26 protein-coding genes and 1 tRNA gene are annotated in these 26,961 nt (G+C 65.4%); 15 read left to right on the top strand and 12 right to left on the bottom strand.

Annotated elements, in window-relative coordinates; translation table 11 throughout:
- Positions 1 to 30: 30 nt before the first annotated feature.
- The 4 genes from AC1RPL_RS01715 to AC1RPL_RS01700 form a co-directional block, all read right to left on the bottom strand.
- Positions 31 to 2,097, bottom strand: a complete 2,067-nt coding sequence (locus AC1RPL_RS01715; RefSeq protein WP_493067526.1) for a S9 family peptidase — start codon at positions 2,095 to 2,097, stop codon at positions 31 to 33.
- 136 nt (positions 2,098 to 2,233) lie between these two features.
- A complete protein-coding gene (locus AC1RPL_RS01710) occupies positions 2,234 to 2,773 on the bottom strand; it encodes a DUF2497 domain-containing protein (protein ID WP_493069064.1) in 540 nt (179 codons plus the stop codon).
- A gap of 36 nt (positions 2,774 to 2,809) precedes the next feature.
- Positions 2,810 to 4,405: a TolC family outer membrane protein gene (locus AC1RPL_RS01705; RefSeq protein ID WP_493067525.1), complete on the bottom strand. Its 1,596-nt coding sequence runs from the start codon at positions 4,403 to 4,405 to the stop codon at positions 2,810 to 2,812.
- A gap of 16 nt (positions 4,406 to 4,421) precedes the next feature.
- Positions 4,422 to 5,081, bottom strand: a complete 660-nt coding sequence (locus AC1RPL_RS01700; protein ID WP_493067524.1) for a protein-L-isoaspartate O-methyltransferase family protein — start codon at positions 5,079 to 5,081, stop codon at positions 4,422 to 4,424.
- Positions 5,082 to 5,246: 165 nt separating this feature from the next.
- Here AC1RPL_RS01700 and AC1RPL_RS01695 point away from each other — a divergent pair.
- The 10 genes from AC1RPL_RS01695 to AC1RPL_RS01650 all read left to right on the top strand — a co-directional run bounded on the left by AC1RPL_RS01695 (position 5,247) and on the right by AC1RPL_RS01650 (position 14,666).
- Positions 5,247 to 5,320 (top strand) — tRNA-Cys (locus AC1RPL_RS01695).
- Between the two features lie 161 nt (positions 5,321 to 5,481).
- Complete coding sequence (locus tag AC1RPL_RS01690; protein WP_493067523.1) at positions 5,482 to 5,700, top strand: hypothetical protein; 219 nt, start codon at positions 5,482 to 5,484, stop codon at positions 5,698 to 5,700.
- A 50-nt stretch (positions 5,701 to 5,750) separates the two neighbouring features.
- A complete protein-coding gene (locus tag AC1RPL_RS01685; RefSeq protein ID WP_493067522.1) occupies positions 5,751 to 6,050 on the top strand; it encodes a hypothetical protein in 300 nt (99 codons plus the stop codon).
- Positions 6,051 to 6,088: 38 nt separating this feature from the next.
- On the top strand, positions 6,089 to 7,525 hold the full coding sequence (cysS, locus tag AC1RPL_RS01680) for a cysteine--tRNA ligase (protein WP_493067521.1): 1,437 nt from the start codon (positions 6,089 to 6,091) through the stop codon (positions 7,523 to 7,525).
- Between the two features lie 76 nt (positions 7,526 to 7,601).
- Positions 7,602 to 8,330 carry a hypothetical protein gene (locus tag AC1RPL_RS01675; protein ID WP_493067520.1) on the top strand — a complete coding sequence of 243 codons (729 nt, stop codon included), beginning with the start codon at positions 7,602 to 7,604 and terminating at the stop codon, positions 8,328 to 8,330.
- Positions 8,331 to 8,371: 41 nt separating this feature from the next.
- Complete coding sequence (locus AC1RPL_RS01670) at positions 8,372 to 9,307, top strand: D-2-hydroxyacid dehydrogenase (protein WP_493067519.1); 936 nt, start codon at positions 8,372 to 8,374, stop codon at positions 9,305 to 9,307.
- A gap of 60 nt (positions 9,308 to 9,367) precedes the next feature.
- Positions 9,368 to 9,649, top strand: a complete 282-nt coding sequence (locus AC1RPL_RS01665; protein ID WP_493067518.1) for an ArsR/SmtB family transcription factor — start codon at positions 9,368 to 9,370, stop codon at positions 9,647 to 9,649.
- Positions 9,650 to 9,687: 38 nt separating this feature from the next.
- Positions 9,688 to 10,143: an SRPBCC family protein gene (locus tag AC1RPL_RS01660; RefSeq protein ID WP_493067517.1), complete on the top strand. Its 456-nt coding sequence runs from the start codon at positions 9,688 to 9,690 to the stop codon at positions 10,141 to 10,143.
- Positions 10,144 to 10,428: 285 nt separating this feature from the next.
- On the top strand, positions 10,429 to 11,802 hold the full coding sequence (locus AC1RPL_RS01655; RefSeq protein ID WP_493069063.1) for a class II 3-deoxy-7-phosphoheptulonate synthase: 1,374 nt from the start codon (positions 10,429 to 10,431) through the stop codon (positions 11,800 to 11,802).
- Between the two features lie 116 nt (positions 11,803 to 11,918).
- Positions 11,919 to 14,666: a PAS domain S-box protein gene (locus tag AC1RPL_RS01650; RefSeq protein WP_493067516.1), complete on the top strand. Its 2,748-nt coding sequence runs from the start codon at positions 11,919 to 11,921 to the stop codon at positions 14,664 to 14,666.
- Between the two features lie 154 nt (positions 14,667 to 14,820).
- Here AC1RPL_RS01650 and AC1RPL_RS01645 read toward each other — a convergent pair whose 3' ends face one another.
- Together AC1RPL_RS01645 and AC1RPL_RS01640 are read right to left on the bottom strand one after the other, a co-directional pair.
- The gene (locus AC1RPL_RS01645; RefSeq protein WP_493067515.1) at positions 14,821 to 15,252 is read right to left on the bottom strand and encodes a DUF488 domain-containing protein; all 432 of its coding nucleotides are present in this window, start codon (positions 15,250 to 15,252) and stop codon (positions 14,821 to 14,823) included.
- The gene (locus AC1RPL_RS01640; protein WP_493067514.1) at positions 15,249 to 15,893 is read right to left on the bottom strand and encodes a lysoplasmalogenase family protein; all 645 of its coding nucleotides are present in this window, start codon (positions 15,891 to 15,893) and stop codon (positions 15,249 to 15,251) included. The genes AC1RPL_RS01645 and AC1RPL_RS01640 overlap by 4 nt, the downstream gene beginning before the upstream one ends.
- A 56-nt stretch (positions 15,894 to 15,949) precedes the next feature.
- Here AC1RPL_RS01640 and trmFO point away from each other — a divergent pair, with 56 nt between their 5' ends.
- Positions 15,950 to 17,296 carry a methylenetetrahydrofolate--tRNA-(uracil(54)-C(5))-methyltransferase (FADH(2)-oxidizing) TrmFO gene (trmFO, locus tag AC1RPL_RS01635; protein WP_493067513.1) on the top strand — a complete coding sequence of 449 codons (1,347 nt, stop codon included), beginning with the start codon at positions 15,950 to 15,952 and terminating at the stop codon, positions 17,294 to 17,296.
- Here the strand turns inward: trmFO and AC1RPL_RS01630 are convergent.
- Positions 17,266 to 17,763, bottom strand: a complete 498-nt coding sequence (locus tag AC1RPL_RS01630) for an EF-hand domain-containing protein (protein WP_493067512.1) — start codon at positions 17,761 to 17,763, stop codon at positions 17,266 to 17,268. The genes trmFO and AC1RPL_RS01630 overlap by 31 nt on opposite strands.
- Positions 17,764 to 17,808: 45 nt before the next feature.
- Positions 17,809 to 18,468, bottom strand: coding sequence for a squalene/phytoene synthase family protein (locus AC1RPL_RS01625; RefSeq protein ID WP_493067511.1), 660 nt, complete (start codon positions 18,466 to 18,468; stop codon positions 17,809 to 17,811).
- Positions 18,469 to 18,594: 126 nt separating this feature from the next.
- Between AC1RPL_RS01625 and AC1RPL_RS01620 the strand changes: the two genes are divergently transcribed.
- The 3 genes from AC1RPL_RS01620 to AC1RPL_RS01610 are packed head-to-tail and all read left to right on the top strand — an operon-like array spanning position 18,595 to position 21,931.
- Complete coding sequence (locus AC1RPL_RS01620; protein ID WP_493067510.1) at positions 18,595 to 20,598, top strand: TadE/TadG family type IV pilus assembly protein; 2,004 nt, start codon at positions 18,595 to 18,597, stop codon at positions 20,596 to 20,598.
- Positions 20,595 to 21,215 (top strand): TadE/TadG family type IV pilus assembly protein, encoded by a 621-nt coding sequence (locus AC1RPL_RS01615; RefSeq protein WP_493067509.1) that lies wholly within the window; start codon positions 20,595 to 20,597, stop codon positions 21,213 to 21,215. Before AC1RPL_RS01620 ends, AC1RPL_RS01615 begins: the two co-directional genes overlap by 4 nt.
- Positions 21,215 to 21,931 (top strand): TadE/TadG family type IV pilus assembly protein, encoded by a 717-nt coding sequence (locus AC1RPL_RS01610; RefSeq protein ID WP_493067508.1) that lies wholly within the window; start codon positions 21,215 to 21,217, stop codon positions 21,929 to 21,931. The genes AC1RPL_RS01615 and AC1RPL_RS01610 overlap by 1 nt, the downstream gene beginning before the upstream one ends.
- Positions 21,932 to 22,021: 90 nt before the next feature.
- Here AC1RPL_RS01610 and AC1RPL_RS01605 read toward each other — a convergent pair whose 3' ends face one another.
- The 4 genes from AC1RPL_RS01605 to eno all read right to left on the bottom strand — a co-directional run bounded on the left by AC1RPL_RS01605 (position 22,022) and on the right by eno (position 26,374).
- The gene (locus AC1RPL_RS01605; RefSeq protein ID WP_493067507.1) at positions 22,022 to 23,431 is read right to left on the bottom strand and encodes a pyruvate dehydrogenase complex E1 component subunit beta; all 1,410 of its coding nucleotides are present in this window, start codon (positions 23,429 to 23,431) and stop codon (positions 22,022 to 22,024) included.
- 1 nt (position 23,432) lies between these two features.
- Entirely contained in the window at positions 23,433 to 24,479 is a 1,047-nt protein-coding gene (gene pdhA / locus AC1RPL_RS01600) for a pyruvate dehydrogenase (acetyl-transferring) E1 component subunit alpha (protein WP_493067506.1), read from the bottom strand.
- A 171-nt stretch (positions 24,480 to 24,650) separates the two neighbouring features.
- Positions 24,651 to 24,998 carry an FtsB family cell division protein gene (locus AC1RPL_RS01595; RefSeq protein WP_493067505.1) on the bottom strand — a complete coding sequence of 116 codons (348 nt, stop codon included), beginning with the start codon at positions 24,996 to 24,998 and terminating at the stop codon, positions 24,651 to 24,653.
- A 98-nt stretch (positions 24,999 to 25,096) separates the two neighbouring features.
- Complete coding sequence (gene eno / locus AC1RPL_RS01590; protein ID WP_493067504.1) at positions 25,097 to 26,374, bottom strand: phosphopyruvate hydratase; 1,278 nt, start codon at positions 26,372 to 26,374, stop codon at positions 25,097 to 25,099.
- Positions 26,375 to 26,490: 116 nt separating this feature from the next.
- Here eno and AC1RPL_RS01585 point away from each other — a divergent pair, with 116 nt between their 5' ends.
- Positions 26,491 to 26,955: a hypothetical protein gene (locus tag AC1RPL_RS01585; RefSeq protein WP_493067503.1), complete on the top strand. Its 465-nt coding sequence runs from the start codon at positions 26,491 to 26,493 to the stop codon at positions 26,953 to 26,955.
- Positions 26,956 to 26,961 lie beyond the last annotated feature (6 nt).

Below are 26,961 nucleotides of genomic sequence, written 5' to 3'. Positions count from 1 at the left end.
GATAGTACGCCCGAGCAATTTAGCAAAGCCTCAGCGTGCGTTCGCCGTCCCCGCATCCTGCTTGCCGGTATACTGGTTCAGCCACCCGAGCACCGTCCCATACCATTGCATCGAGTTCTTCGGCTTGAGCACCCAGTGGTTCTCGTCCGGGAACACCAGCAGCTTGGACGGGATCTCGCGGCGCTGGAGCGCGGTGAAGGCGGCCAACCCCTGCGTGTAGGGAATGCGGAAGTCCTTCTCGCTGGTGATCACCAGCTGCGGGGTCTTCCACTTGTCGACATGGTTGACCGGGTTCCACTTCTCGAAGGCGGCGGGATCCTCGAAATAGGCCTTGCCGCCATGTTCCCACTCGTCGAACCACAGCTCCTCGGTCTCGTACGCCATGGCGCGGGCGTCGAACACGCCGTCATGCTGGACGATGCACTTGAACCGGTCGGGCCACTGCCCCTCGATCCAGTTCATCATGTAGCCGCCGTACGAGGCGCCGAGCGCACAGGCATTGTCGGCGTCGAGATAGGCGAACTTGTCCGTCGCGACCTTGAGGCCCTTTTGCAGGTCCTCGAGCGGCCAGCCGCCCCAATTGTTACCGATCGCGTCGGTGAAGGCCTGGCCATAGCCGGTGGAGCCATGGAAATCGACCGCGACCACCGCATAGCCGGCGCCGGCGAACACGGCCGGGTTCCAGCGCCAGGACCAGCTGTTGTTGCTCGAACCCTGCGGGCCGCCATGAACGATGAAGGCGATCGGCGCCTTCCTGCCCTCCGGCAGCGCGGCCGGCTTCACGGCATAGCCCCAGACAGCGTCGTTGTTGGCGCCGGCGAAGCTGAAGCGCTCGACCTTGGGCATCGGGATGCCCGCCAGCTTCTCGGCGTTCACCGACGTGAGCTGGGTGCTGGCCTTGCCCTTGAGCAGGTAGAAGTCGTCGGGCGCGGTCAGGCTGTTCATCGAATAGACGATACCGCCCTTGGTGGGCACCACTGCGCTGACATTGCCGAGCTGGGTGAGCCGCGCGACCTTGCCGGTCCTGGGGTCGACCGACCAGATCGGGTTTTCCTGGGTATCCTCGGCCGTGACGTAGATCGTCTTCGAATCGGGCGACCAGGCGATCGAGCCGACCGAGCGGTCCCAGGCCTGGGTGAGCGCCTTGGTCTCGCCGGTCGCGAGGTTGCGCAGCTGGAGCACTTGCCGGTCGGCCTCATAGGTTGCGCGGGCCATCGCGAAATAGGCGAGCCACTTGCCGTCGGGCGAGACGGTGGGGAGATTGTCCATCCCCTCGTTCGCCTTGGTGAGGTTCACTGGCGCCGAGGAACCGTCGGCGGGTGCCGCGAAGATATCGAGATTGGTCGACTTGGATTCGATCCGGCCCGCCTCTCGCAGCGCGAAATAGACGGTCTTGCTGTCGGCGCTCCACGACACTTCCTCGCCGCCGCCGAATGGCTTGGAGGGCGCGTCGCCGATCAGCCCGCCTTCGATCGGGGTGCCGTTGCCGGTCGCGCCCTGCGGGCCGAAGGGCAGCACGAACAGCTGCGAGCGATCACCATTGGACCAGGTGTCCCAGTGGCGGATGAAGAGCTGGTCATAGGTGCGGCCCGAGCCGGCGTTCGGGTCTTTCTTGACCATGGCGGGCTCGAGGCTGGGGGCACCCGGCTTGCGATCGGCCCAGACGAGCAGCTTGGTGCCGTCCGGCGAGACCTTGAAGCCGCTGAAGCCGCCCGGGATATGCGTGAGCTGGGTGGCGGTGCCGCCGGTGACGGCGATGCCCCACACGGCATCGTCGCCGCCCTTGTCCGACTGGAACCAGATTGTCTTGCCGTCGGCGGAGAATTGCGGGGCGGTTTCGTTGACGTCTGCTTCCGCGACCAGCTTCTCGGGCTTGGCGCCCTTTTGCGTAAGGTCGAGGCGCCACAGGTCGTAGCGGCCCTTGTTGGCGGCGAGGTCGGTCTCGCGCTGCTGCCAGACGAGCCAATGGCCGTCCGGCGACACCGCGGGGCTGCCGACTCGCGACAGGGTGGCGACGTCCTGAATGGTGAGATCACGCGCCAGCGCGGGCGCAGCGGCGGAAGCGAGCGCGACGCCCGCGAGCAGGATGTGCTTCATGGGGTGCAGGATGCCGGAAGGTTGCGGGCGTTACAATCGTTCGCGAGCGCACCCAGCTACAAAGACCACACCAAAGAAAAGGCCGGGGCAACGCGCCCGGCCTCATCTGCCTTCTCCTGCAGGGAGAGAAATTTCGTTACTGCCGCCCGGTGATCCGCGAGATTTCCTTCGCGACCATGTCTTCGACGAGGCGCGGCAGGTTGGCATCGAGCCATTCACTGAGCATCGGCTTGAGCATCGCGCGGACCAAGCCTTCGATCGTGTCCGATCCGTGAACCTCGGGAGTCTCGGCCGGTTTCACCATCCGCGACAAGGCTTCGAGCGGCCCACGAGTCGCCTCGGTGGCGCGATCGGAAAGAATCGGATCAGCAGCCGGTACTTCGGCTGCGGGCGCTGCGCGCGCCGGCTTTTCGGCGACAACGGGCTTGGGCGGCGTGGGGGAACCCATCGACATCGGGGTCGGCGTCTCCAGTATGTCCTCATCGTCATCATCGACGACCGGCTGGCTCAGCTCAAGTATCTCATCGATGGCGGCGGGTTTCTCCGCCACCGTCGTCGTTGCCCGCCCGCCGCGACGCGCACGCGTCGCAACGGCACTATCGCCTTCCTCGGCGATGATGCGCTTGATGGAGGAAAGAATCTCCTCCATCGACGGCTCGCTACTGATGTCCCCCATCAACCGGCTACTCCAAAAAGCCCCGGAGGCGCGTAATCAGGGCTTTTTACGGTTAATGTCAACAGGCCGTGTTGCATCATTGCGCTGAAGCACCGGATCCAGCGCTGCCGCGGACACGTCCGGAGTCTGTGCCGGGGTCTGGTTGGTGCGCGTGCCGACGGCCTGCGGATCGGGATCGCCGCCCCAGTCCGACCAGCGATTCTTGACCCGCTTGTAGTTGACGCCCGGATCGTAGAGCGGGCCGCCATCAAGGTTAAGATCATTGGCTTCGGCCCGGCCCATCGCCGCGAGCAGCTGGAAGCCGGCAACATAGGCGTCGCGCTCGGCGGTGACGTAATTGACCTGGCTGTTGAGCAGTTCCTGCTCGGCATTCAGGATATCGAGGATCGTGCGGGTGCCGACGCTGTTCTCGGCACGGACGCCTTCGAGGCTGAGCTTGTTGGCGTCCACCGCGACGCGAGTCGATTCGATCACGCGCAGCGCCGAGGAATAATTCGCATAGGCCGAACGCACCTGGGCGATCACGCCGCGCTCGGTGAGCGTGACGGTCTCGATCGACGAGGCTTCGCGCGCTTGCGCCTGGCGAATCTGCGCGGCAGGGCGGCCGCCCTGGAAGAGCGGCAGGTTCACCTGCGCGCCGAGCGTGGTCGACACGCCGTCCGGGCTGAGTCCGGTGACTGAGCGCGCCTGGCTCGAGAGCGAGCCGAGATAATTGTAATAGTTGCTGCCAACGCCAACGCTGACCGTCGGCAGGCGCGATGCCTTGGCGGCATTCACGTCGAAGCGAGTCGCGTCGCGCTGCTTCTGCGCGGCTTCGAGGTTCGGATTGTTGGCGAGCGCGGCCTGCTCGGCATCCTGCACATCGACCGGGATGCCCGGCAGCGCCGGCGGCTGGGCGAGCACGCCCGGAGGGGCGCCGACGACGCGGATGTAATTCTCGCGTGCGCCGATCAGCGCCGCCTCGGCGGTGCGCAGCTGGCTCTGGGCGAGCGCAAGGCGCGCTTCCGACTGGGCAACGTCGGTGCGGGTCAGGTCGCCCACTTCGAAGCGGTCGCGAGTCGCCTGGAGGTTGACGTCGAGGACGTGCGCGTTCTGCTGGTTGAGGCGGACGATCGCCTCGAAGCGCAGCACATCGACATACGCCGTCACTGCATCGGTGAAGAGTTGCGCCTCGGCGCCGCGCAGGCTGGCAAGGCCGGCGTCGACGCGCGTCTCGGCACCGCGCACCGAATTGCGGACGGCGCCGCCTGTGTAGATCGGCACGGACAAGTTCAGGCCGACAGTGCCGGTGCGGGTCGGGCTTAGACCCGAGGAGTCGCTGTCATAGGGGCTGGTGCTGGCCGAAGCCGTGCTGCTCAGGCCCGGACGGCCCGCCGCCTTGGCGATCGGCACATTCTCGTCATTGGCGCGCTGGTTGGCACGCTCCGACTGGAGGCCGGGATTGGTGTTGTAGGCCAGGACCAGCGCGTCCCGCAGCGTCGTCGTCGGCTGCGCGTTCTGGGCGGGCGCGGCGGTGCCGACCTCGACTCGAACCGGCGTTTGGGTGCCGGCGCGCGTCGTGGTGGTCTGCGCGGCCGCCGGTGTGGCGAGCGCAACAAGGCTGGCGCCCAGGAACAGAGAGGAAATTCGCATGAGCCTCATCTTCAGATCAGAATTGAAAGGTTCGTAGGCGCTCGAAACCGGGAAGCACTGCACATTCGATGTCGGTGAAATCGGCAAGGCCGAAGCCGCCTTCCGTACGGCGGCCCGTCGCGAGACGGGTGACGCCGCGATCCAGCACGCCGGTCACCACGCGGGCACCGGGAGCGAGCTGATCGAGCAGCGTCGCGGGGACTTCCTCCACCGCGCCATCGACGATGAGCAGATCATAGGGGCCTTCGACGGCATGGCCGGCAGCGAGCGGCCCCTCGATCGGCTCGACATTGGCATAGGCGGCGAGCGCGGTGCGGGCGAGCGCGGCGAGCGCCGGATCCTCTTCCACGGCCACTACCGAATTGACCAGGCCTGCGAGCAGCGCGGCGGTGTAGCCGCCGGCGGCACCGATCAGCAGCACCTTGTCGGTCGCCCGCAGATCGGCGGCGGTGAGCAACCGGCCGGTGGCGAGCGGCGAATTATGCTGGCGGCCGCCGGCGAGCGGCAGCAGCGTGTCGCGATAGGCGATCGCACGATGCGCGTCGGGCAGGAAGTCCTCGCGCGGCAGCACGGCCATCGCCTCGACGACGCGAACGTCGTTCACTGCGTTGGTGCGCAACTGGCTGGCCACCATCGCGTGGCGCATCGCCTCAAAATCGACCGTAAGAGCCATCATCACTCCGGCTATCTGTCACAACCGTATTAGTTGTGCAATACACTGTTTATGTAGGGCGGCTTGTATCTCTTCCGCAACCCCTCGCCAAGCAACGCGGACAGCTATTTTTGCACTGCAATGTTGACAGCCGGCGAAGCACCTGCGCATTGCCGCCCCTCGCTCCGAGGCCCGATGGCGGAGTGGTGACGCAGAGGACTGCAAATCCTTGCACGCCGGTTCGATTCCGGCTCGGGCCTCCAGCTTTCATCCCCGTCACCAAATTCCAGCCTTTAGGCGGTATTGTGTGGCTTTCGCGCAACTCATCTACGGATTTGCACGGACTGCCGGGGGCGGATCGACCCGATACCGGAACAAACCACGATTCGTTACCGTTGAGCTTCCGACTATCGGGAGACGAGACATGTACGATTTCGGCATCCGACACGCACTTATGGGCTACCGCGTTGCATATCGCAGTGACCAGACCAACTATTGCCCTGGCTGTGGTGGGTCGCACTGGGTGGTGGGACGGCTGACTGCCGAATGCGCCTTTTGCGCGACGGCATTGCCGCTCGTCGCGGGCGGTGCCAGCGGCAACGGGCTGATCCGGCAGGGTGGCGCAGCGGCACTCGCCGCCTGAACCTTACCGCCTTGACGCGCGTTTCGCGGGGGGAATCCGCAGGAGCGCTTATGACAGATGTTTCCGTGACCTCGCCGATCGAGCGCATCGCGCGCGTCATCGCGGCCGAGATGGTGAGCCCCAATGGCGAGGCGGCCGAAGGGCCGGACGAGCCGGTGAGCGTCATCGTCGAGCGCATCTGGCGCGCCGAGGTCGAACGGGCTGTCGCGATCCTGCACACGCTGCGCGAGCCGACTCGCGAGATGGTGGAGGCCGGGCGTGCGGCGGGTGACGATCCCGCGCTGATCTGGAACGCGATGGTCCGTGCGGCACTGGAGCATGCAACCGAGAAAGTCGCCGAACCCGCCTGAGGCTTGCAGCCGGCACGCGAGCCGCTAATGCCGCTGGCATGACCGGCGCATCCCTCACGCTCTACAATTCGCTGACCCGCAGCCTGGAAGCCTTCCAGCCGCTCGATCCTGAAAAGGGCGTGCGCGTCTATTCGTGCGGGCCGACGGTCTACAATTACGCCCATCTCGGCAATCTGCGCGCGTACGTGTTCACCGACACGCTGAGCCGGGTGCTGACGTGGAAGGGTTTTCCCCTAACGCACGTCATCAACATCACCGATGTCGGCCACCTGACCAGCGACGCCGATGCGGGCGACGACAAGATGGAAGCCGCGGCAAAGGCCCAGTCGAAGAGCATCTGGGACATCGCCGCGCACTATACCGCGGCGTTCAAGCAGAACATCGCCGATCTCAACATCCGTCAGCCCACGCGCTGGTCCGTCGCGACCGATCATATCGCCGAGATGATCGACTTTGCCGAGAAGATCGCACCCGAGCATTGCTACGAGCTCGACAGCGGCCTGTATTTCGACAGCACCACGGTGCCCGATTACGGCAAGCTCGCCGGATCGCAGGATGATGCCCGCGAGGGCCGGATCGAGGCGGTGGAGGGCAAGCGCCATCCGCAGGACTTCGCGATCTGGCGCAAGTCGCCGCAGGGCGAGCAGCGCCAGATGGAATGGGACAGCCCCTGGGGCATGGGTGCGCCGGGCTGGCATCTGGAATGCTCGGTGATGAGCATCAAATATCTGGGTGCGCCGTTCGACATCCATACCGGCGGCATCGATCACCGCGAGATCCATCACCCCAACGAGATCGCCCAGAACCAGGCGTTTTGCGGCTGCTCGGACACGGGTTCGCATTTCTGGATGCACAACAACTTCCTGGTCGATCGCCAGGGGAAGATGTCGAAGTCCAAGGGCGGCTTCACCACGCTCCAGTCGCTGATCGATGCGGGCGTGCATCCCCTCGCCTATCGCCTGCTCTGCCTGCAGGCCCAGTATCGCAGCGAGCTCGAATTCTCGGCCGAGAACCTCGCCGCTGCGCTTACCCGGCTGAAGCGGCTTGTGATGACCGTGACGGCGCTCAAAGCGCGCGCCGAGGGCGAAGGTACGGCCCCGGCCGCATGGCTGGTGCGGCTCGATGAAGCGGTGTCGGACGATCTCAACACGCCCAAGGCGTTGCCGGCGCTCGACGAGATGCTCGCCGAGAAGAAGCTGTCGCCGGCCGATCGCCTGGCGGGGCTTGCCGCGTTCGACGCGGTGCTCGGCCTCAGGCTGCTCGAGCTGACTCGCGAGGACCTGCGCCTGCGCCCCGCCGGCGCGACGATCAATGCCGAGGCGATCGAGGACCAGCTCGTCGAGCGCAAGGAAGCGCGGCTGGTGAAGGATTTCCAGCGATCCGACACGATCCGCGACGCACTTGCCGCCGCCGGCGTCGAAGTGATGGACGGCGATCCGCTGGGCTGGGACTGGAAACCCGCGCTGGGCGGATAAATAGGAGACGCGTGCGCGTTGCACTCCGTGCTGCGCCCACCGGGAGGGTGGGCGGCAACGGAGTAGGATGCGTATGTTGAAGTCCCTTCCCCTCACCGCCTTGGCCGCCGCACTGGCGCTGGGCGCGTGCAATCAGGCACCCAAGACCACGGACAATGCCGCGGTCGACGTCGATAACGCCATCGCGCCCGACGACGCGACGCTCAACGACACGCCGGTGGTCGAGGATGCCGACGATGCCGCAGCAGTGACCGTCGCCGCCGTCCCCAAGGCCGCCGCCGGCATTGCCGCGGCCGATGCGGCGCCGCTCCACGATGCCGGCACGATCGAGGACGAGATCCGCGACGGCAAGAACGTCCAGCGCGTCCGCTATGGCGACGGCTGGGCGTGGACGCGCGGCGGCAAGATCGTCCGCACCTCGGACCGGGACGGCAAGGAAGTCGCCTATTTCCGCGGCGGCGAGAGCAAGCCCTTCTTCGTCCAGAAGGGCGATCGCAGCTACGCCTTCCAGGGCGGCAAGCCGGTCCGCGAGTTCGACGACGGCGGCAAGGCGCGCGCGCCCGATGCCGATCGCACGAAGGAAGCGGACGAAGTGGCGAACAAGGCGCATGACCGCCGCAACCAGGCCGAGCAGGCGCGCGACCATGCCCGCGACAACCCGCGCGGCAATTCCGGCGGCGACAAGAGTGACCGCGGCGATCGTCGCGGCCCGGGCGCAACGCCCTCGCCCACCCCGACCGCCAGCGCCACGCCCGATGATCACGGCCGCGGCGACCGCGGCCGTGATCGCGACCGCAGCAACTAAGCGCTTTGAACCACGGCCGGAGGCGCGCTAGCCTCCGGCCCATGAAGGCCGTGCTCCCTGCCCTCGCCCGCCCGCTCGTGGAGCCGCAGCTCCCTGCCGGGCTCGATGTCCACTGGTTCGCCTCTACCGACGAGGCGATCGCACTTGCCGCAGACGCCGACATCGCCTGGCTCGACAACAACAGCCCGCGCGAATGGGCGCGCGCCGTTGCCGCGGCCGGCAAGCTGAAATGGCTCTCGACCATCTATGCCGGGCTCGATGTGCTCGACACCCGCCTGCTGCGCGAGCGGGGCACGCGGGTAACCAATGGCAGCGGGGTCAATTCGCACACCGTCGCCGAATATGCAGTGATGGGGGCGTTGGTGGCGGCCAAGCGCTTCGACCAGGTGGTCCGCGCTGCCGATCGTCATGAATGGCCGGCCGATGCGCCGGGCAAGATCGAGCTGTTCGAGAGCAAGGCGCTGGTGATCGGCTATGGCACGATCGGCAGGCTGATCGGCGCGCGGCTGAAGGCTTTCGGTGTCGAGGTGACCGGCGTGACCCGCTCCGGTGCCGAGGGTACAATAGGCCCCGATGCGTGGCGCGCGCTACTGCCCGAAGCCGATTGGGTGTTCCTCGCCGCGCCCTCGACCGGCGAGAGCCGGGCGATGATCGGGGCCGAGGAGTTGGCCGCAATGAAGCCGTCCGCCTGGATCGTGAATGTCGGCCGCGGCGAACTGATCGATCAGGACGCACTGATCGAGGCCTGCACCAGGCGACGGATCGCCGGCGCCTTCCTCGACACCGTCACCCCCGAGCCGTTGCCGCCGGGGCATCCGCTCTGGACCACGCCCAACGTGATCCACTCGATGCACCTTTCCGGCCGCAGCCAGACGCGCATGTTCCTGCGCGCCGCGGCTCTGTTCGTGGAGAATATCCAGGCGTTCATGGAAGGGCGGCCGCTGAAGAATGAAGTGGATCTGGAAGCCGGCTACTAAACTTATGCGGTACCCTAAGTTTCCCTTGCGCGGGAAGGCGCGCAGGCTTTAGTTAGGCGCATGCCTAACCAAATTGACGCTGCCTTTGCCGCCTTGGCCGACCCTACTCGCCGCGCGGTGGTCGAGCGGCTGGGCGACGGCCCGGCCAGCGTGAGCGACCTCGCCGGCGGCTTCACCATGGCGATGCCGAGCTTCCTCCAGCATATCCGCCTGCTCGAAGCCGCCGGGCTGGTAAGCACCCAGAAGCACGGTCGCGTGCGCACCTGCACGCTCGAGCCGCTGGCGCTGGCGGCGGTGGAGCAATGGATCATCGAGCGCCGACGCGCGACCGAGGCGCTATGATCGCCTCGCCAAATTCCTCGACGCCCAGGAGAATGAAAATGGCTGAAGCCGTCCACGACAAGTTCGTCATCGAGCGCCGCTTCAGGCAGGCTCCGGCCAAGGTCTTCGCGGCCTTCGCCAGCGAGAAAGGCAAGGCACGCTGGTTCTCCGGGCCGAACGAACAATGGGACGCGACCGACCGCCATTTCGATTTCCGGATAGGCGGAACGGAGCATCTGGAGGGCAAATGGAAAAGCGGTACGGTGACGCGCTTCGACTGCTCCTATCACGACATCGTGCCGGACACCCGTATCGTCTACGCCTATCGCATGAAGCTCAACGGCGTGCCGATCTCGGTGAGCTTGTGCTCGATCGAGCTGCTTCCGGACGGAGACGGCACGCGGCTGCTCCATACCGAGCATGGCATCTACCTCGACGGCTATGAGGACAACGGCTCTCGTTTCCATGGCATCAGCCTGCAGTATGACAAGCTCGGTGAGACTCTCCCGAATTGATTTACCCCCGCTGGGAAATTTTTTGCTTGCGTGATTTTACCCAGCGGGGGTAAGCACCCTTGTATCATGACGACATTGGCAGGCACCAAAATCCGCCGCTTCCGCGAGGAACGCTCCCTGACCCGCGCCGCTTTCGGCACGTGGTTCGATATCCCGGGCTCGACGGTCCAGGGTTGGGAGAAGGACGGCAAGCGCGCAAATGCCAAGGTGATGAACCTGATCGCCGCGCATGGCATCGCCGATCATGCCGATTGGAACGTCACGGTGCGCGATGCGGAGAATGACATGCATGCCAGCTGGAGCCCGTCGAGCTGGAAGGCAGCCGAGGCGCGCCAGCTGCCCAAATATCCCGATCAGGGTGCCCTCGATGCAGCGACCAATCAGCTGACGTCCTACCCGCCCCTCGTCTTCGCCGGCGAGGCCCGCGAACTTACGACCGAGCTGGGCAAGGTGGCGCGCGGCGAGGCATTCCTGCTCCAGGGCGGCGACTGCGCCGAGAGCTTCGCCGAATTCCACCCGAACAACATCCGCGATACCTTCCGCGTGCTCCTGCAGATGGCAGTGGTGCTCACCTTCGCCTCGAAGTTGCCGACGGTGAAGCTGGGGCGCATGGCGGGCCAGTTCGCCAAGCCGCGCTCGGCCGATACCGAGACGATCGATGGTGTCGAGCTGCCGAGCTACCGCGGCGACAACGTCAACGACATCGCCTTCACGCCTGAGGCGCGGATTCCCGATCCGCAACGGATGCTGCAGGGCTATTCGCAGTCGGCGGCGACGCTCAACCTGCTGCGCGCCTTTGCGCAGGGCGGCTATGCGAACCTGCACCAGGTCCATAGATGGACCCACGATTTCATGGGCCGCAGCCCCTGGGCGAAGAAGTACGCGGATGTCGCCGACCGGATCGGCGAAGCGCTCGATTTCATGGCGGCCTGCGGCATCGATGCGGACAGCGTGCCCCAGCTCAAGGCGACCAGCTTCTACACCAGCCATGAGGCGCTGCTGCTTCCCTATGAGCAGGCGATGACCCGGCAGGATTCGCTGACCGGCGACTGGTACGACACCAGCGCGCACATGCTGTGGATCGGCGACCGCACGCGCTTCGAGGGATCCGCGCATGTCGAGTTCCTGCGCGGCATCGGCAATCCGATCGGGATGAAGTGCGGGCCGAGCCTCGAGCCCGATGCGCTGCTTCGCCTGCTCGACACGCTCAATCCGGGCCGCACGCCCGGGCGGATGACGCTGATCACCCGTTATGGCCACGACAAGATCGAAGCCGGCCTGCCCAAGCTCGTCCGCGCCGTGAAGCGCGAGGGGCATTCGGTGGTATGGAGCTGCGATCCGATGCACGGCAACGTGGTCAAGGCGGCGAATGGCTACAAGACCCGCCCCTTCGAACGAATCCTGGCCGAAGTGCGCGGCTTCTTCGCAGTGCACCGCGCGGAGGGCACCTTCGCGGGCGGCATCCATGCCGAGATGACCGGGCAGAACGTCACCGAATGCACCGGCGGCGCGATCGACATCACCGAACAGGGATTGGCCGATCGCTATCACACGCATTGCGACCCGCGCCTGAACGCGGGGCAGAGCCTGGAACTCGCTTTCCTCCTGGCTGAAATGCTCAACGATGAAATGGCGGAACGCCGCAAGGCTGCTGCTTGATAAATTGTTGCTTCAGAATTCCGTAAATTAGCGGATTTACATCTTCGCCGTCTTCCACGAAGGACTTTACGCTTTACGCGGAGTTAACGGTGGCGACGGTGGAGGAACGTTGGCCAGTGAGGCGATTTGCGTCGGTGCGTCCGGCGCTGCTCGTCTTTCTGGCCGCCTTTGCCGGCTGCGCGAGCTGGGCGATCTGGTACCGTACCACCGGCTCCAATCCACCGCTCGGCATCGCGATCGGCCTGTCGGTGGGCGGGCTCATCCTGTACGGCACGCGCCTGTGGCCGATGCTCGCGCTCGCCGTCATCGTCAATTACTGGCTGTTCGGGATTAGTTATTCCTGGGTCGGGCAATGGGCGAGCGCCGTAGGGTTGGCGGCGGGCGCGCTGCTCACCGCCACGATGATCCGGCGCCGCGGCATTCGTCCCTCCGAGCTGCTCAGCCCGAGCTCGCTGCTATGGGTATTCGCGGCCGCGATTGCCGGATCGGCATTGGCGGCGGGGGTCGTCGCCTTGGGCGTGATGGCGATGGGCCGGCCCTTTGCTTTCGTCGACAAGTTCGCGCAGCAGGGATTGGGCATGATCCTCGCCGCACCGCTCGTGCTGGTCTGGGCGACGCCGCCGCGCCAGCGCTGGTCGGCGCTGCGCTGGGCCGGCTTTGCCGCGACGGTGCTGCTATGCGGCGCGACCGCGACGATCGTCTTCTTCAAGGAAGCCACCGGTCCCACCGGCTGGGCAATCTTCCCACCGCTGGTGCTCGCTGCGCTCGGCTGGCACCTGCGCGGCGCGACCACCGCGATGGCCGTCTGCGCCGTGATCGTCTTGTGGAGCACGGACACCGGCATCGGGCCATTCGCGGCTGCCGATCCCATACACAGCGTGCTGATTGCGCAGATGTTCGTGGCGGTGACAGCGGCGACGATCTTCCTGCTCGCCACTTATGCGGATGAGCGCCACGCCGAAGACAAGCTGCGCCTCGCCGCCAAACGGCTCGAGGTATCACGCCGCAACCTGACCAACATGGCGCGTCACGCCACGACCGCGGTTGCGATCCTCGATCACGACATGCGCTACATCGCCGCCTCGCCGCGCTACATCAGCGACTACCGCCTGCCGGAGGATGTTCCGCTCGAAGGGCGCAGCCATTTCGAGGTGTTCCCGATCCCGCCCGAGCGGAACGCGATGTATCAGCGCGTGCTGGCGGGCGAACAGCTTTCGGGCGACAGCGACCCGATACATCATGCCGACGGCACGGTGGACTATGTGCGCTGGAGCCAGCGGCCTTGGTATGACGAGGACGACCAGATCGCAGGCATCGTCCTGTCCAGCGAAATCATCACCGCCGAGCTGGAAGCACGTCGCAAGCTGGAAGACGCCGAGCGCCGTTATCGCGCCGTGTTCGAGCAGGCCGGTGTAGGTGTCGGCCGGATGTCGCTGAATGGCGTCTTCCTAGAGGTCAACGACCGGATCTGCGCACTGACCGGATACGCGCGGGAAGAGCTGATCGGCCATAACTGCCGGATGGTAAGCACCGCGGAGGAGTGGGAATCGACCGAGGAAGGGATCAAGGCGCTCGCCCGCGGCGATCACCCGTTCTACTCGGACGACCGCACCATCGTGACACGGGACGGCGAGCATTGTCCGGTCCATTGCACCGCCAATCTGGTGCGCAGCGGTGACGGCACCGACGATTATCTCGCCATCGTGCTGCAGGATATCTCCCCGCGCGTCGCCACCCAGCGCGCGCTGGAGGAGAGCGAAAAGCTGCTCCGCATGGCGCAGGAAGCTGCGGGCGTGGGCGTGTGGGAAATTGACCTGATCGACGGCGGCGCACGGCAATCGCCCGAGACCGCGCGCATGTTCGGCCTGGAATGGCACGAGGGCGAATATCGCATGGCCGATTTCGCCGCCCTGCTGGGCGAGGCTCAGGTGCAGGAGCTCCGCGAGGCGATCGGCACGGCCCGGAAATATGAAGGGCCGCTCGACATGACGCTCGAGCTCGGCATGCCCGATGGCGAGGCGCGCTGGGTGATGCTGCAGGGCCGCTACGACCCGCATGACGGCCATCCGCGGCTGCTCGGCCTGGCGATCGACATCACGCGCGACATGGAGGCCGATACGCAGCTGCGCGAGGTGCACGAGAAGCTGCTGCGCCTCGCCCGGCTCAACGCAATGGGCGCGATGGCGTCGACGCTGGCGCACGAGCTCAACCAGCCGCTCGCGGCGATCACCAATTATCTAGAGGCCTGCCGCTACCTCACCCGATCACGCGGCGATCCCGATCACTCGATCCTCGACGCACTCGATCGGGCCCGGGTGCAGGCGCTGCGCGCCGGCGACATCATCCGCAAGATCCGCTCCTTCACCGTGACCGGGGAGATCGCCAAGGCGCGGCTCGACCTGGACGGCGTGATCCGTTCGGCCTGCACTGCAGTCCGCCAGCTCAAGGTGGCCGTCGGCGCGAAGATCGAGTGCAGCTTCGATCCCAGCCCGGTCAGCCTGATCGGCGATGCGCTCCAGGTCGAGCAAGTGGTGAGCAACCTGATTCGCAACGGCGTGGAGGCAACTGAAGGCTGCGATCGGCGCGAAGTGACCGTGCGTAGCCGGGTCTATGCCGAGGAAGTGTGCATCGAGGTAGCCGATACCGGCCCCGGATTGAGCGAGGCGATGCTCGACAATCTGTTCGAACCGTTTCGCACCACCAAGGAGAGCGGCACCGGGCTCGGTCTGCCGATCTGCCGCACGATCGTGGAAGCGCATGGCGGGCGGCTATGGGCGGAGAATGGCAAGGATGGCGGCGCGGTGTTCAGCTTCACGCTGCCCATCGTTTCCGCCGAGGCAGAGGCCGAAGCCGAGATTGCCTGACCCACGGCGCAACAAACTGAAATACCACCGCAAGGCCAGACCCCCAGAGCAATTCGGGTCGGCGTCTGCCCCTCTGTACGCCGGCACCCCTGAACTACCGGGGCGACCGAATTCCCCTACTATTACGGTCGCCCCGGCCTTTCGTGTTCGGGTCTCAAGGAAACAGATCGACCACTTCGGCGCCCTCTCCTTCCGCGGCGAGCAGCAGGGTGCGGTGACAATGTTCGGGATTGCGCTCGAAGCATAGCAGGGCGCTCGGCCTTTCCTCGGCCAGCGCGCGCATCATCGCGGCTTCGGCCTGGGCCTCGGGCAGATGCAGCTGACCCTCATACACCGCACGCAGCGTGGTCACGTCGCCCTTCTTCGCGGCATCGCGCCCGAGCTTGGGCGTACCGAGGTTCTTGAGCAGCACATAATCGATCCCCGCGTCCTTCAGGCTCGCGGCGAGGATATTCTTGGAAAAGCCCGGGCGCCGGGAGAGCGGCACGGCGCGCACGTCGATCACCCGCTCCACCCCGGCCCTGCGCAATGCCGCGATGAACTCGTCCATCGTCGTCGCTTCATAGCCGATGGTGAAGATCTTCATGCTATGGCTTTCTCTCCGCGAAACGCGTGGACCGCGCCCCAGGCGATCAACGCCTGGCCGGCGAAATAGGTCGGCCAGACCAGCAATTGCGCGATCTCGGGAGCGATCAGGCGGCCTTCGACGAGGAAGATCAGCCAGTCGGACACGAAGAACAGGAGCGCACCCGCTGCGACCAGCGCGCCAAGCCGGCTAAGCATTGCAGAGGCGGTCATCAACGACAGGCCGAACACATAGAAGGCGAGCAACGCCGCCTGCGCGTCGGCCTTGAACACCCACCAGGCGAAAAGCGCCAGCCCGGCAGCGACCGGCGGCGCGATCCAGTTGGCGGCGGCGACGCGGGAGTGACGCAGATAGAGATAGGCGGCGAGGAAATGCCCGGCGAGGAACGCTACCGCGCCGGCGACCATGCCCTGCGCTTCGAGCAACACGTCTCCCAGCGCGCCAAGCGCCAACACCGCGCCGATGATCCGCCCGTCCGAATTCATGGCCTTGCCGCGCGCCCATAAGGCGAGCAGGCCGACGCCCGCGCCTTTCCAGACGAGCAGCGGCGTGCCCGTCACGCCGACCCAGTTGTGAGCGAAATAGCTGGCGCCCGCGATAAGCGCGGCGGCGAAGAGCGGGTCGATACGGCTACGGTCCATCGCCCCTAGATGCCCGGTGGCTGGCGCTCTGCCAAGCTTGGCTCTATCGGAGCCGGATGCACGACATTCATATCATTGGCGGCGGCCTGGCCGGATCCGAAGCCGCGTGGCAGCTCGCAAGCAAGGGCTTCAAGGTCCGTCTCTCCGAAATGCGCGGTAGCGGCTCCATGACCCCGGCGCACCAAACGGAGGGGCTGGCCGAGCTGGTCTGCTCGAACAGCTTCCGTTCGGACGATGCGCAGAGCAACGCCGTCGGCCTGCTCCACCAGGAGATGCGCGACCTCGGCTCGCTGATCATGGCGCAGGGCGATATCCACAAGGTGCCCGCCGGATCGGCGCTGGCGGTGGACCGCGACAATTTCTCCGAGGGCGTGACCGCGGCGCTTGCCAGTCATCCGAACATCGAGATCGTGCGGGAACGCGTGGACACGCTGCCCGAGAGCGGCCTGACGATCGTCGCCACCGGCCCGCTGACCGCCCCGGGCCTCGCCGAAAGCATCGGCGCCGCCACGGGCAAGGACCAGCTCGCCTTCTTCGATGCGATCGCGCCCATCGTGCACCGCGATTCGATCGACACCGAAGTGGCCTGGTTCCAGTCGCGCTGGAACAAGGTCGGGCCCGGCGGCAACGGCAAGGATTACATCAACTGCCCGATGACCAAGGAGCAGTATCTCGCCTTCCACGCCGGCCTGCTGGCGGGGGAGAAGACCGAGTTCCGCGAGTGGGAGAATGTCCCCTATTTCGAAGGCTGCATGCCGATCGAGGTTATGGCCGAGCGCGGGGTGGATACGCTGCGCTTCGGACCGATGAAGGGCGTGGGGCTCGATGATCCCAAGACTGGGCGCTGGCCCTATGCCGTGGTCCAGCTGCGACAGGACAACGCCTCGGCCACGCTGTGGAACATGGTCGGCTTCCAGACCAAGCTCAAATATGCCGACCAGGTCGCGCTGTTCCGCACGATCCCCGGCCTGGAGAATGCCGAGTTCGCGCGCCTGGGCGGGCTCCACCGCAACACCTTCATCAAGTCGCCCGAGCTGCTCGACGGTGAGCTGCGCCTGAAGAACGCGCCGCATATCCGCTTCGCCGGGCAGATCACCGGCTGCGAAGGCTATGTCGAAAGTTCGGCGATCGGACTGCTGGCGGGCCGCTTCGCCGCAGCCGAACTGGCCGGCGAGACGCTCAGCGCACCGCCACGCGAAATGGCGCTGGGCGCGCTGCTGTCGCACATCACCGGCGAGGCGGAGGCCGAGACCTACCAGCCGATGAACGTCAATTTCGGGCTGTTCCCGCCGATCCCGGGCCGCACCAAGAAGGCCGATCGCAAGCTGATGTACACCGGCCGGGCCCGCGATGCGATGCAGGGCTGGATGGCTCAGTCGTCGCTGTCGTCCGCGGAGTCCTGAGCTGGCGCCGCCTTGGCGGCCGGTTTGGCAGGCGCGCAGGCGCAGCGCGGCTTGGGCTTGCGGACGACTGCGGTGGTGGCGAATTCGGCGCGCGTGAGAACGCCTGACTTGTCCTTGTCGGCGGTGGTGAAGCGATCGACGGCCTTGACCGACCATTCCTCGAAGCTCAACTTGCCGTCGTGATCGGTATCCAGCCGGGCGAAGAACTTGCGGCGCAAGGCGAAATACTCGTCCTTGGTGATCGCGTCGTTCTTGTCCTTGTCGATCCGGTCGAAGCGCTTCTGTTCGCGGGTCTTCGCGGCGGCGCTGGGCGGCTCGGCAGGAAAATCCTGCTCCGCTTCGGATGCAACTCCGGCGGCGGGTGCGGGCGGGAGCTTGGTTTCGGTGCTCGCGCTGCCGCGAAACAGGAAAAGCCCCGCCGCGACGAGCAGCAGCGCACCGCCTGCACCAACCAGATAGCGCCACATCGCCTCTCTCCTCTGAGCCGAAGCGAGGCTAACCCGACCAGCGGGTCAGCGTCCAGTCAGGCGGTGCCAGAGCAGCCGCCCTACCCGGCTCGGCGCTCCCGCGGGCTTGGGCGTTTCGGCCAGATCGAGCCGCGCGCGGTGCGCGAGCGCGCCGAGGGCGCGGCCGCCGCGGCTCCAGTGGGCGTTGGCGGCGGCATCGAGCAGCGGGCGGGCCAGGTCGCGGGCGATCGCCCTCTCCTCCTCCGCCTGCAGGTTGCCCGCGAGATCGGCCAGCGCCCAGCCCTGGCCCGCCGCCGCCAGCGCATCGTCCTTGCTGCCGAGCAGGGTTCCCGCGGCAATGAACAACTGCCCACGCCCTTCGCCGAAGCGGCGCATGGCATCGGGGCTCAGCTCTTCCTCTTCGATCAGCACCTCCCAGCCATGGACGATCGGCACCAGCGACGCACCGGTGACGCCATGACGCAGTACTTCGGTTTCCAGCGCCTTTAGCACTGGCTCGGCGGGTGCCGGTGCTTGATCGAGCTTCTGCAGCGCCTCGCGCCACCAGGCCAGGCGCATCTGGCCGAGCGCCGGCTCACGCGTGGTACGCAGCAGCTTGGCGAGCGCATCATCTAGCGCGAACAGCGCGGCGAGCCCTGCCCTACCCGATGTCGCAGCATAGGTAAGTATCAGATTTCGTTCCGGATCCTCCACGATGCCGGTCACGCCGCGCGTCCAATGCATAAGGCCGGCGTTAACCACCAGGATTTATACGTACTTAGCGACAATCGGTCCAAGGTGCCTCGTTCGTCGGGGATGAGGGGGCCTTCTATGCGTGAAGGACGGGAAACAGTGGCAGCTGCGCGTGCCTTTTTGAGCAAGCTCGCGCGGGATACGCGCGCCAACACCCTCGCCATCATGGGCATGGCGCTGATCCCGCTCGCGGGCATGGTCGGTGGCGGCATCGACATCAGCCGCATGTACATCGTCAAGACGCGTCTGCAACATGCCTGCGACGCCGGCGCGCTTGCCGGGCGCAAGTCGATGGGCGGCGGCACCTGGATCCAGACGATTGCCGGTGAAGCCGAATATCCCCGGAAGAACGCCGAGAGGTTCTTTAACTCCAACTACAACAGCGCCGCCTATGGCGCGACCAACGTGAGCAAGAGCTTCACGGAGAGCGCGGGCAAGGTGACCGGCACCGCTTCGGCAACCCTGCCGATGACTCTGATGCGCATCTTCGGCAAGACCACCGAGACGCTAACCGTCACCTGCGACGCCGAAATGCGCCTTCCGAACACCGACGTCATGTTCGTGCTCGATAACACCGGATCGATGGATTACTGCCCGAACGGCAACACCACGGCCTGCGCCGGCCAATCCACTTCGCGAATGGGCCAGCTGCGCATTGCGGTGAAGTGCTTCTATCAGATCGTGGCGCGGCTCGACATTGCCGATGTCGATTGCGACGGCGACGAGCCGAGCGGCGGCACCGGCGACCAGGTGCAGATACGCTTCGGGTTCGTGCCCTATTCGGTGAACGTCAATGTCGGCCGCCTGCTGCCGGCGGAATATTTCCCGAGCACCTGGCATTACCAGACGCGTACGCTGGTCTCGGTCGCCTATCCGACCAATGGCACCGCGACCCAGACGTCGACGAACACGTCCGACAATGCCGGCAACTGGATTTCAAAGAACTACACGATCACCCGCAGCGGCGGCAGCAATGCGAGCGACAGCTGGTGCAAGAGCAACATGCCAGGCAGCAGCACGACCAACAACGGCACCACGACGACGCAGCTGGGCACGACCGAATATCCGGGATACCGCAACGTCACGTACAAGACCGATGCCGTATCGACGAAGCGCGAGTACCGGTACAACAGCTTCAGCGGGAAGGTCTGCTACTACGACACGCGCGACACCGTCACCACGACGACCAAGAACTACAGCCGCAACGATACCGCGCAGGCGACCTGGAACTATGACAAGACGGACGTCGACATCTCGGCGTTCAAGACCGGTGCAAGCTCGATCCAGATGCGCATCGGCAACAATGGCGCCATGAAGACGGTGACGTGGAACGGCTGTATAGAAGAGCGGCGCACGATCGACGGCACCAGCTTCGATCCGATCCCATCGGGTGCGACCGACCTCGATATCGCCAGCAAGCCTAGCAGCGACGTCGAGTCGCAGTGGAAGCCGGCGCTGGGCGATCTCGAATATATGCGTCGCAACAGCAGCAACAGCTATTCGCGCGATCCCAACTCGTCCTCGACGAGCAACTACAGTCAGCCGGACGCTTATTGCCCGGCCGAAGCGCACAAGATGGAGGCCTGGACCCCGCAGGCATTCGACGATTATGTCGATGGCCTGACGCCGGTGGGCAATACCTATCACGACATCGGCCTGCTCTGGGGCGCGCGCCTGATGTGGCCGACGGGCATCTTCCGCTCGGAGAATGAATATACGCCCAAGGGTGGCGAGATCGAGCGCCACATCATCTTCATGACGGACGGCGATACGCAGACGAGCACGTCGAACTATGCCGCCTATGGCCTGCCCTGGTACGACACGCGCAACATCGCTGCCGGTGACGTGGGCAATTCGCCGGGCGCCAGCGACATGAACGACGAGATCAATGCGCGCTTCCTGGCGCTGTGCAAGACGATCACGAACAACAACATCACCCTGTGGGTGATCGCCTTCGGCACCAGCACGTCCACGACCACGAAGGACCGGCTGAAGAAATGTGCCAGCTCCGGCCGCTACTTCACCGCGGACGACGGCCCGACGCTGCAGCAGACGTTCAAGTCGATCGCCGACCAGATCTCGCAGTTGAGGCTCACCAAATGATCCGGCGCTGCTTCCCGGCCTTTTCCCGCGACGCGCGCGGTGCGACGGTCGTCGAATTCGCGATGATCGCGCCGGTGATGGGCATCCTGCTGCTCGGGGCCTTCGACGTCGCGCATACGCTCTACATGCGCGCGGTACTGCAGGGCATCGTCCAGAAGGTCGGCCGCGATTCAACGCTGGAGAGCGGGCTGGTCGAGGCAACCCAGGCTACTCTGGACGCGAAGGTGACGGCACAGGCCAAGGCGCTGTCCAACAATGCCACGGTGACGATCACCCGCAAATGGTATCGCACCTTCAGCGACGCCGCGGCCACCAGGTTCGAGCCTTTCACCGATACCAATGGCAACGGCACCTGCGACGGGCCGCAGGGACTCACTCCCGGCGAGCCCTATCAGGACAATAACGGCAACGGCAAATGGGACGCGACCGGCGGCAACGAGAGCCAGGGCGGAGCCAAGGACGCGGTGGTCTATACGGTGAGCGTCAGCTATCCGCGCATGTTCCCCGTCTATCGGATCATCGGCGGCTCGACGACGACGACCGTCAAGGCTTCCACCGTGCTACGCAACCAGCCCTATGGCGACCAGGGTGTCGCAGCCGTGAGGAACTGCCCGTGATGCGGATCGCTCCCCTCCCCGCCCGCCCCCTGCGCCGTTTCGGGCGCGACCAGAGCGGCCTGGCGATGCTCGAATTCGCGATGATGCTGCCGGTCTTCGCGACGATGTGCCTGGGCGGCGCCGAGCTGACCAACTTCATCATCACCAAGATGCGTGTCAGCCAGATCGCGCTTCATCTGGCGGACAATGCCGCGCGCATCGGCTCGGGCACGCAGCTCCAGGCCAAGACCATCTCCGAGGCCGATATCAACGACCTGCTGACCGGCGCGGATCTACAGTCGGGCGAGCTGGGATTGTTCACCAATGGCCGCGTGATCATCTCGAGCATCGAGCCCGATACTGCAACCGGCCATGAGGGCAAGTCGATGATCCGCTGGCAGCGCTGCAGGGGTGACAAGACCGGTCTCAAATCGACGAAGGGCTCGACGGGCGACAACAACCTCGATGGCGTCGGCCCGCCGAACCGCCAAGTGGCTGCGGCCCCTAACGGTGTAACCATGTTCGTCGAGGTGCGTTTCCAGTACAAGCCGCTGATCAAGACGGCGCTTTCGCCCGACACCGAGTTCGACGAGATCGCATCGATGATGGTGCGCGACCGGCGCGACACCAGCGACGACTCCAAGCTGGCCAACGGCAATAACAATCCGGCTTCGATCCACCCAAACGGGGTTTACCAGGTCGCGGGGGTAACCCCCGCCCAATCCAGCGGCTGCTGAGAATTCTCCTTCGATCGGGCAGCAAAAAAGGCCGGGGTCACCCCCGGCCTTTTCGTGTTCAGCGATATCGCCGAAGATCAGCCCCAGGGATCAACCCTTGTAGGTGACCTTCTTCACCGCCGCGACGACCTTGTCCGCGGTGATCAGCGCCAGCTTCTCCAGGTTCGCGGCATAGGGCAGCGGCACGTCCTCGTTGGTGACGCGCAGCATCGGGGCGTCGAGATCGTCGAAGCCCTGCTCCATGACGACCGCGGCGATTTCCGATGCGATCGAGCAGGCCGGCCAGCCTTCCTCGACCACGACCATGCGGTTGGTCTTCTTCAGGCTCTCCAGCACCGTACCGGTGTCGAGCGGGCGCAGCGTGCGCAGATCGACGATCTCGGCTTCGATGCCCTCTGCAGCCAGCTTCTCGGCCGCTTCCAGCGCGACGCCGACGCCGATCGAATAGCTGACGATCGTCACGTCCTTGCCTTCGCGGACGATGCGCGCCTTGCCGATCGGCAGGACGTAATCGTCGAGCTTCGGCACTTCGAAGCTGCGACCGTACATCAGCTCGTTCTCGAGGAACACGACCGGATCCTGGCTGCGGATCGCGGCCTTGAGCAGGCCCTTGGCATCGGCCGCATCGTAAGGCGCGATCACGATCAGGCCGGGGACGCTGGCGTACCAGGGGCCATAGTTCTGCGAGTGCTGCGCGCCGACGCGGCTCGCGGCGCCGTTGGGCCCGCGGAACACGATCGGGCAACGCATCTGGCCGCCGGACATATAGTTGGTCTTGGCCGCCGAGTTCACGATGTGGTCGATCGCCTGCATCGCGAAGTTGAAGGTCATGAACTCGATGACCGGCTTGAGGCCGCCCATCGCCGCGCCCGAGCCGAGGCCGGCAAAGCCGTACTCGGTGATCGGCGTATCGATCACGCGCTTGGCGCCGAATTCCTCGAGCAGGCCCTGGGTGACCTTGTAGGCGCCCTGATATTCGGCGACTTCCTCGCCCATCACGAACACGCGCGGATCGGCGCGCATTTCCTCGGCCATCGCGTCGCGCAGCGCCTCGCGGACGGTCGTCTTGACCATCTCGGTGCCCTCGGGGATCGCAGGATCCTTGACGGTGGCGGCCTTGTCGCTGGCGAGCTGCTTGGTGCCGCTATCTGCCTTTTTCGGACCGCCATCCTCGCCGGCGGCGGGTTCGGCGTCCTTCTTCGGCGCTTCCGCTGCGGGAGCCGGAGCCGGTGTGGGCGCAGGCGCCGACGCGTCTTCGTCCTCGCCCGCGATCGTCGCGATCACAGTGCCGACCTTCACGTTATCGGTGCCCTCGGCAATCAGGATCTTGGAGATCGTGCCTTCATCGACGGCTTCGAATTCCATCGTCGCCTTGTCGGTCTCGATCTCGGCCAGGATGTCACCCGACTTGACCGTGTCGCCTTCCTTGACGAGCCACTTGGCAAGCGTGCCCTCTTCCATGGTGGGCGACAGCGCCGGCATCTTCAGTTCGATCGCCATCTCAGTAGGACTCCACCAGCACGTCGGTATATAGTTCAGCAGGATCGGGCTCGGGCGTCTGCTCGGCGAAGTCGGCGGCTTCGCTGACGAGCTTGCGGATTTCCTGCTCGATCGTCTTCAGCTCGGCCTCGGTGACCTTCAGCTCCTCAAGCTCGCGCTTCACCTGCTCGATCGGATCCGACTTGTCGCGAACCGACTGGACTTCCTCGCGGCTGCGATACTTGGCCGGATCGGACATCGAGTGGCCGCGGTAGCGATAGGTCTTCATCTCGAGGATGATCGGACCCTTGCCCGCACGGACCCAGGCCAGCGCTTCCTCGGCGGCGCCGCGGCAGGCCAGCACGTCCATGCCGTCCACCTGGATGCCGGGGATGCGGAAGCTCTCGCCGCGGCGATAGAGCTGGTCCTCGGACGACGAGCGATTGACGCTGGTGCCCATGGCGTACTGGTTGTTCTCGATCACATAGATGATCGGGAGCTTCCACAGCTCGGCCATGTTGAAGCTCTCGTACACCTGGCCCTGGTTCGACGCGCCATCGCCGAAATAGGCCATCGCGACGCCGCCGTCCTCATTGTACTTGTGCGCGAACGCCAGGCCGGTGCCGAGCGACACCTGCGCGCCGACGATGCCGTGGCCGCCGTAGAACTTCTTCTCGGTCGAGAACATGTGCATCGAGCCGCCCTTGCCGCGCGAGATGCCCGCGCCGCGTCCGGTGAGCTCGGCCATGATGACCTTGGGATCGATGCCGTAGGCGAGCATGTGGCCGTGATCGCGGTAGCCCGTGATCACCGAGTCCTTCTCGCCGTCGAGCGCGGATTGCAGGCCGACCGCAACGGCTTCCTGGCCGATATAGAGATGGCAGAAGCCGCCGATGAAGCCGAGGCCATAGAGCTGGCCGGCCTTCTCCTCGAAGCGGCGGATCAGGAGCATCTGCTTGTAGAATTCAAGCAGCTCCTCCTTGGAAGCGTTGTAGCGCTCCGGCTCCTCCGGCCGTTCACGATTGGGTTTTGCGGGTTCAGTCGACTTGCGAGCCGGTGCTTTGGCCACGATCAGGAAATCCTCGTCCGGGGAGGGGGAAAGGCGGGTGCCTATAAGCGCGTTTTTGCCCGCCACGCAACTAACGCGCGGATAGCGCGTGCCGTTCACGTGCCGCTACGGCAATTGCACTCTATGCAACCAGAAATGCGGTTTTTACACGTTGCATTGCAACAAACGCAATCAGCGATCGGTGGTGGGCACCGCGTGCTTGTCGAGGGGGATCACCACTTCGTCAGGGCGAACGACATTGAGCTGCTTGCGCGCGAGCTCATCGGCAAGGTCAGGATCGACGCCGCGCTTCTGGTCGAGCAGTTCGACGCGGTTCTTGAGCGCGGCGCGCTTCTTGTCGAGCGCGGCATATTCGGCGCTCTTCTGGTCGTAATCCGCCTTGATCTGCTTGGTCGCCATCACCCCGGTGGGGCCGAGCACCGCATTATAGGCGAAGAAGCCCATGGCGATCAGCACCGCGGCGGGCAGGCCCGCACGGCGAAACAGGGTCTGGATCGGAGAGGCGTTACGCGATCGCATGCGGTGATTCTCGCTTAACCATGCGCCCTGCGCAAGGCCCGTATTGACCCGGAAAGGGGCTCCCCTGCTCCTTGGCAAGGGAGCCGCCTTTGTCCGACTTACCTCTTCAACACCGAGCGGCCGGCATAGACCGCGACGTCGCCCAGTTCTTCCTCGATGCGAATCAGCTGGTTGTACTTGGCGAGCCGGTCCGAGCGCGCGAGCGAGCCCGTCTTGATCTGTCCGCAATTGGTGGCGACCGCGAGATCGGCGATCGTCGCGTCCTCGGTCTCGCCCGAGCGGTGCGACATGACCGCGGTGTAGGACGAGCGTTGCGCCAGGCTGACGGCCTCGAGCGTCTCGGTGAGCGTGCCGATCTGGTTGACCTTCACCAGCAGCGAGTTGGCATAGCCGCCTTCGATGCCGCGCTGCAGGCGCTTGGGGTTGGTGACGAACAGGTCGTCGCCGACCAGCTGCACCTTGGCGCCGAGCTTCTCGGTCAGCGCCTTCCAGCCCTCCCAATCGTCCTCGGCCATGCCGTCCTCGATCGAGAAGATCGGATACCTGGCGGCCAGATCGGCAAGGAAGTCGGCGTTCTCGGCGGAAGAGAGCGTCTTGCCCTCGCCCACCATCTTGTAGAGGCCGTCCTTGTAATATTCGGTGGCGGCGCAATCGAGCGCGAGCATCACGTCGTCGCCAGGCTTGTAGCCAGCGGCCTCGATCGAGCCCATGATGAAGTCGAGCGCCTCGGTGGTGCTGGCGATGTTCGGCGCGAAGCCGCCCTCGTCGCCCACGCCGGTCGCCAGGCCCTTCTCGTGCAGCTTCTTCTTGAGCGTGTGGAAGATCTCCGAGCCGCAGCGCACCGCCTCGACGATGTTCTCCGCGCCCACCGGCACGATCATGAACTCCTGGAAGTCGATCGGATTGTCGGCATGCTCGCCGCCATTGATGATGTTCATCATCGGCACCGGCAGGACATGCGCGTTGACGCCGCCGACATAGCGGTAGAGCGGCAGGCCACGTGCGTCCGCTGCTGCCTTGGCGGCGGCCAGGCTCACGCCCAGGATCGCATTGGCGCCCAGGCGGCCCTTGTTCTCGGTGCCGTCGAGTTCGATCATCGCATAGTCGAGATCGGCCTGGTCCTCGGCCTCCATGCCGACGACTTCCTCGAAGATGTCGCTGTTGACGGCCTCGACCGCCTTGTCGACGCCCTTGCCAAGCCAGCGCGACTTGTCGCCGTCGCGCATTTCGACGGCTTCATGCGCGCCGGTCGAGGCGCCCGAAGGCACCGCCGCGCGGCCGAAGCTGCCGTCCTCGAGCATCACGTCGACCTCAACGGTGGGGTTACCACGGCTGTCGAGAATTTGGCGAGCATGGACGTCGATGATTGCGGTCACGAAACGGTCTCCCTAGGTATGGGGTATTGAGGGCGCGACGCGGCCTCTAACGGCAACCGATGGAACTCGCAAACGTGGCCGTGGTTGTTTCGCAAAAGGCATGGAGGGTTTTTAGCATGGCTGACGAAACGACAGGCGAAACGATCGACGCAACGGCGGAAACCACCGCCGAGAGCACCACGCGCAATGCGACCGATACGATCCGCGAAAAGGCGAACGAACTGGGCAGCCAGGCGGCGGAGCGCGCACGCGCCTTTGCCGGCGAAGGCAAGGACAAGGCCACTGGTGCGCTCGATGAAGTCGCCAAGATGATGCAGTCCGCGGCGCTCGACGTCGATGCCCGGCTGGGCGAGCAATATGGCAAATATGCCCGTTCGGCAGCGGACGGCATCGCCAATTTCTCGGAGAGCCTGCGCGGCAAGGAAGTCGACGACCTGGTCCAAGACGTCACGGCCTTCGTTCGCAAGAGCCCCGCGATTGCGGTCGGCGTGGCGGCGGGCCTGGGCTTCGTACTGGCCCGACTGATCAAGTCCGGCGTCGATGCGGCATCCGACGCAGCTGAAACCGACACGAAGTCATAGGAGTAA

The sequence above is a fragment of the Sphingomonas sp. GW821-FHT12D09 genome (assembly GCF_058807215.1).
This window is presented reverse-complemented; position numbering and strand designations above follow the sequence as displayed.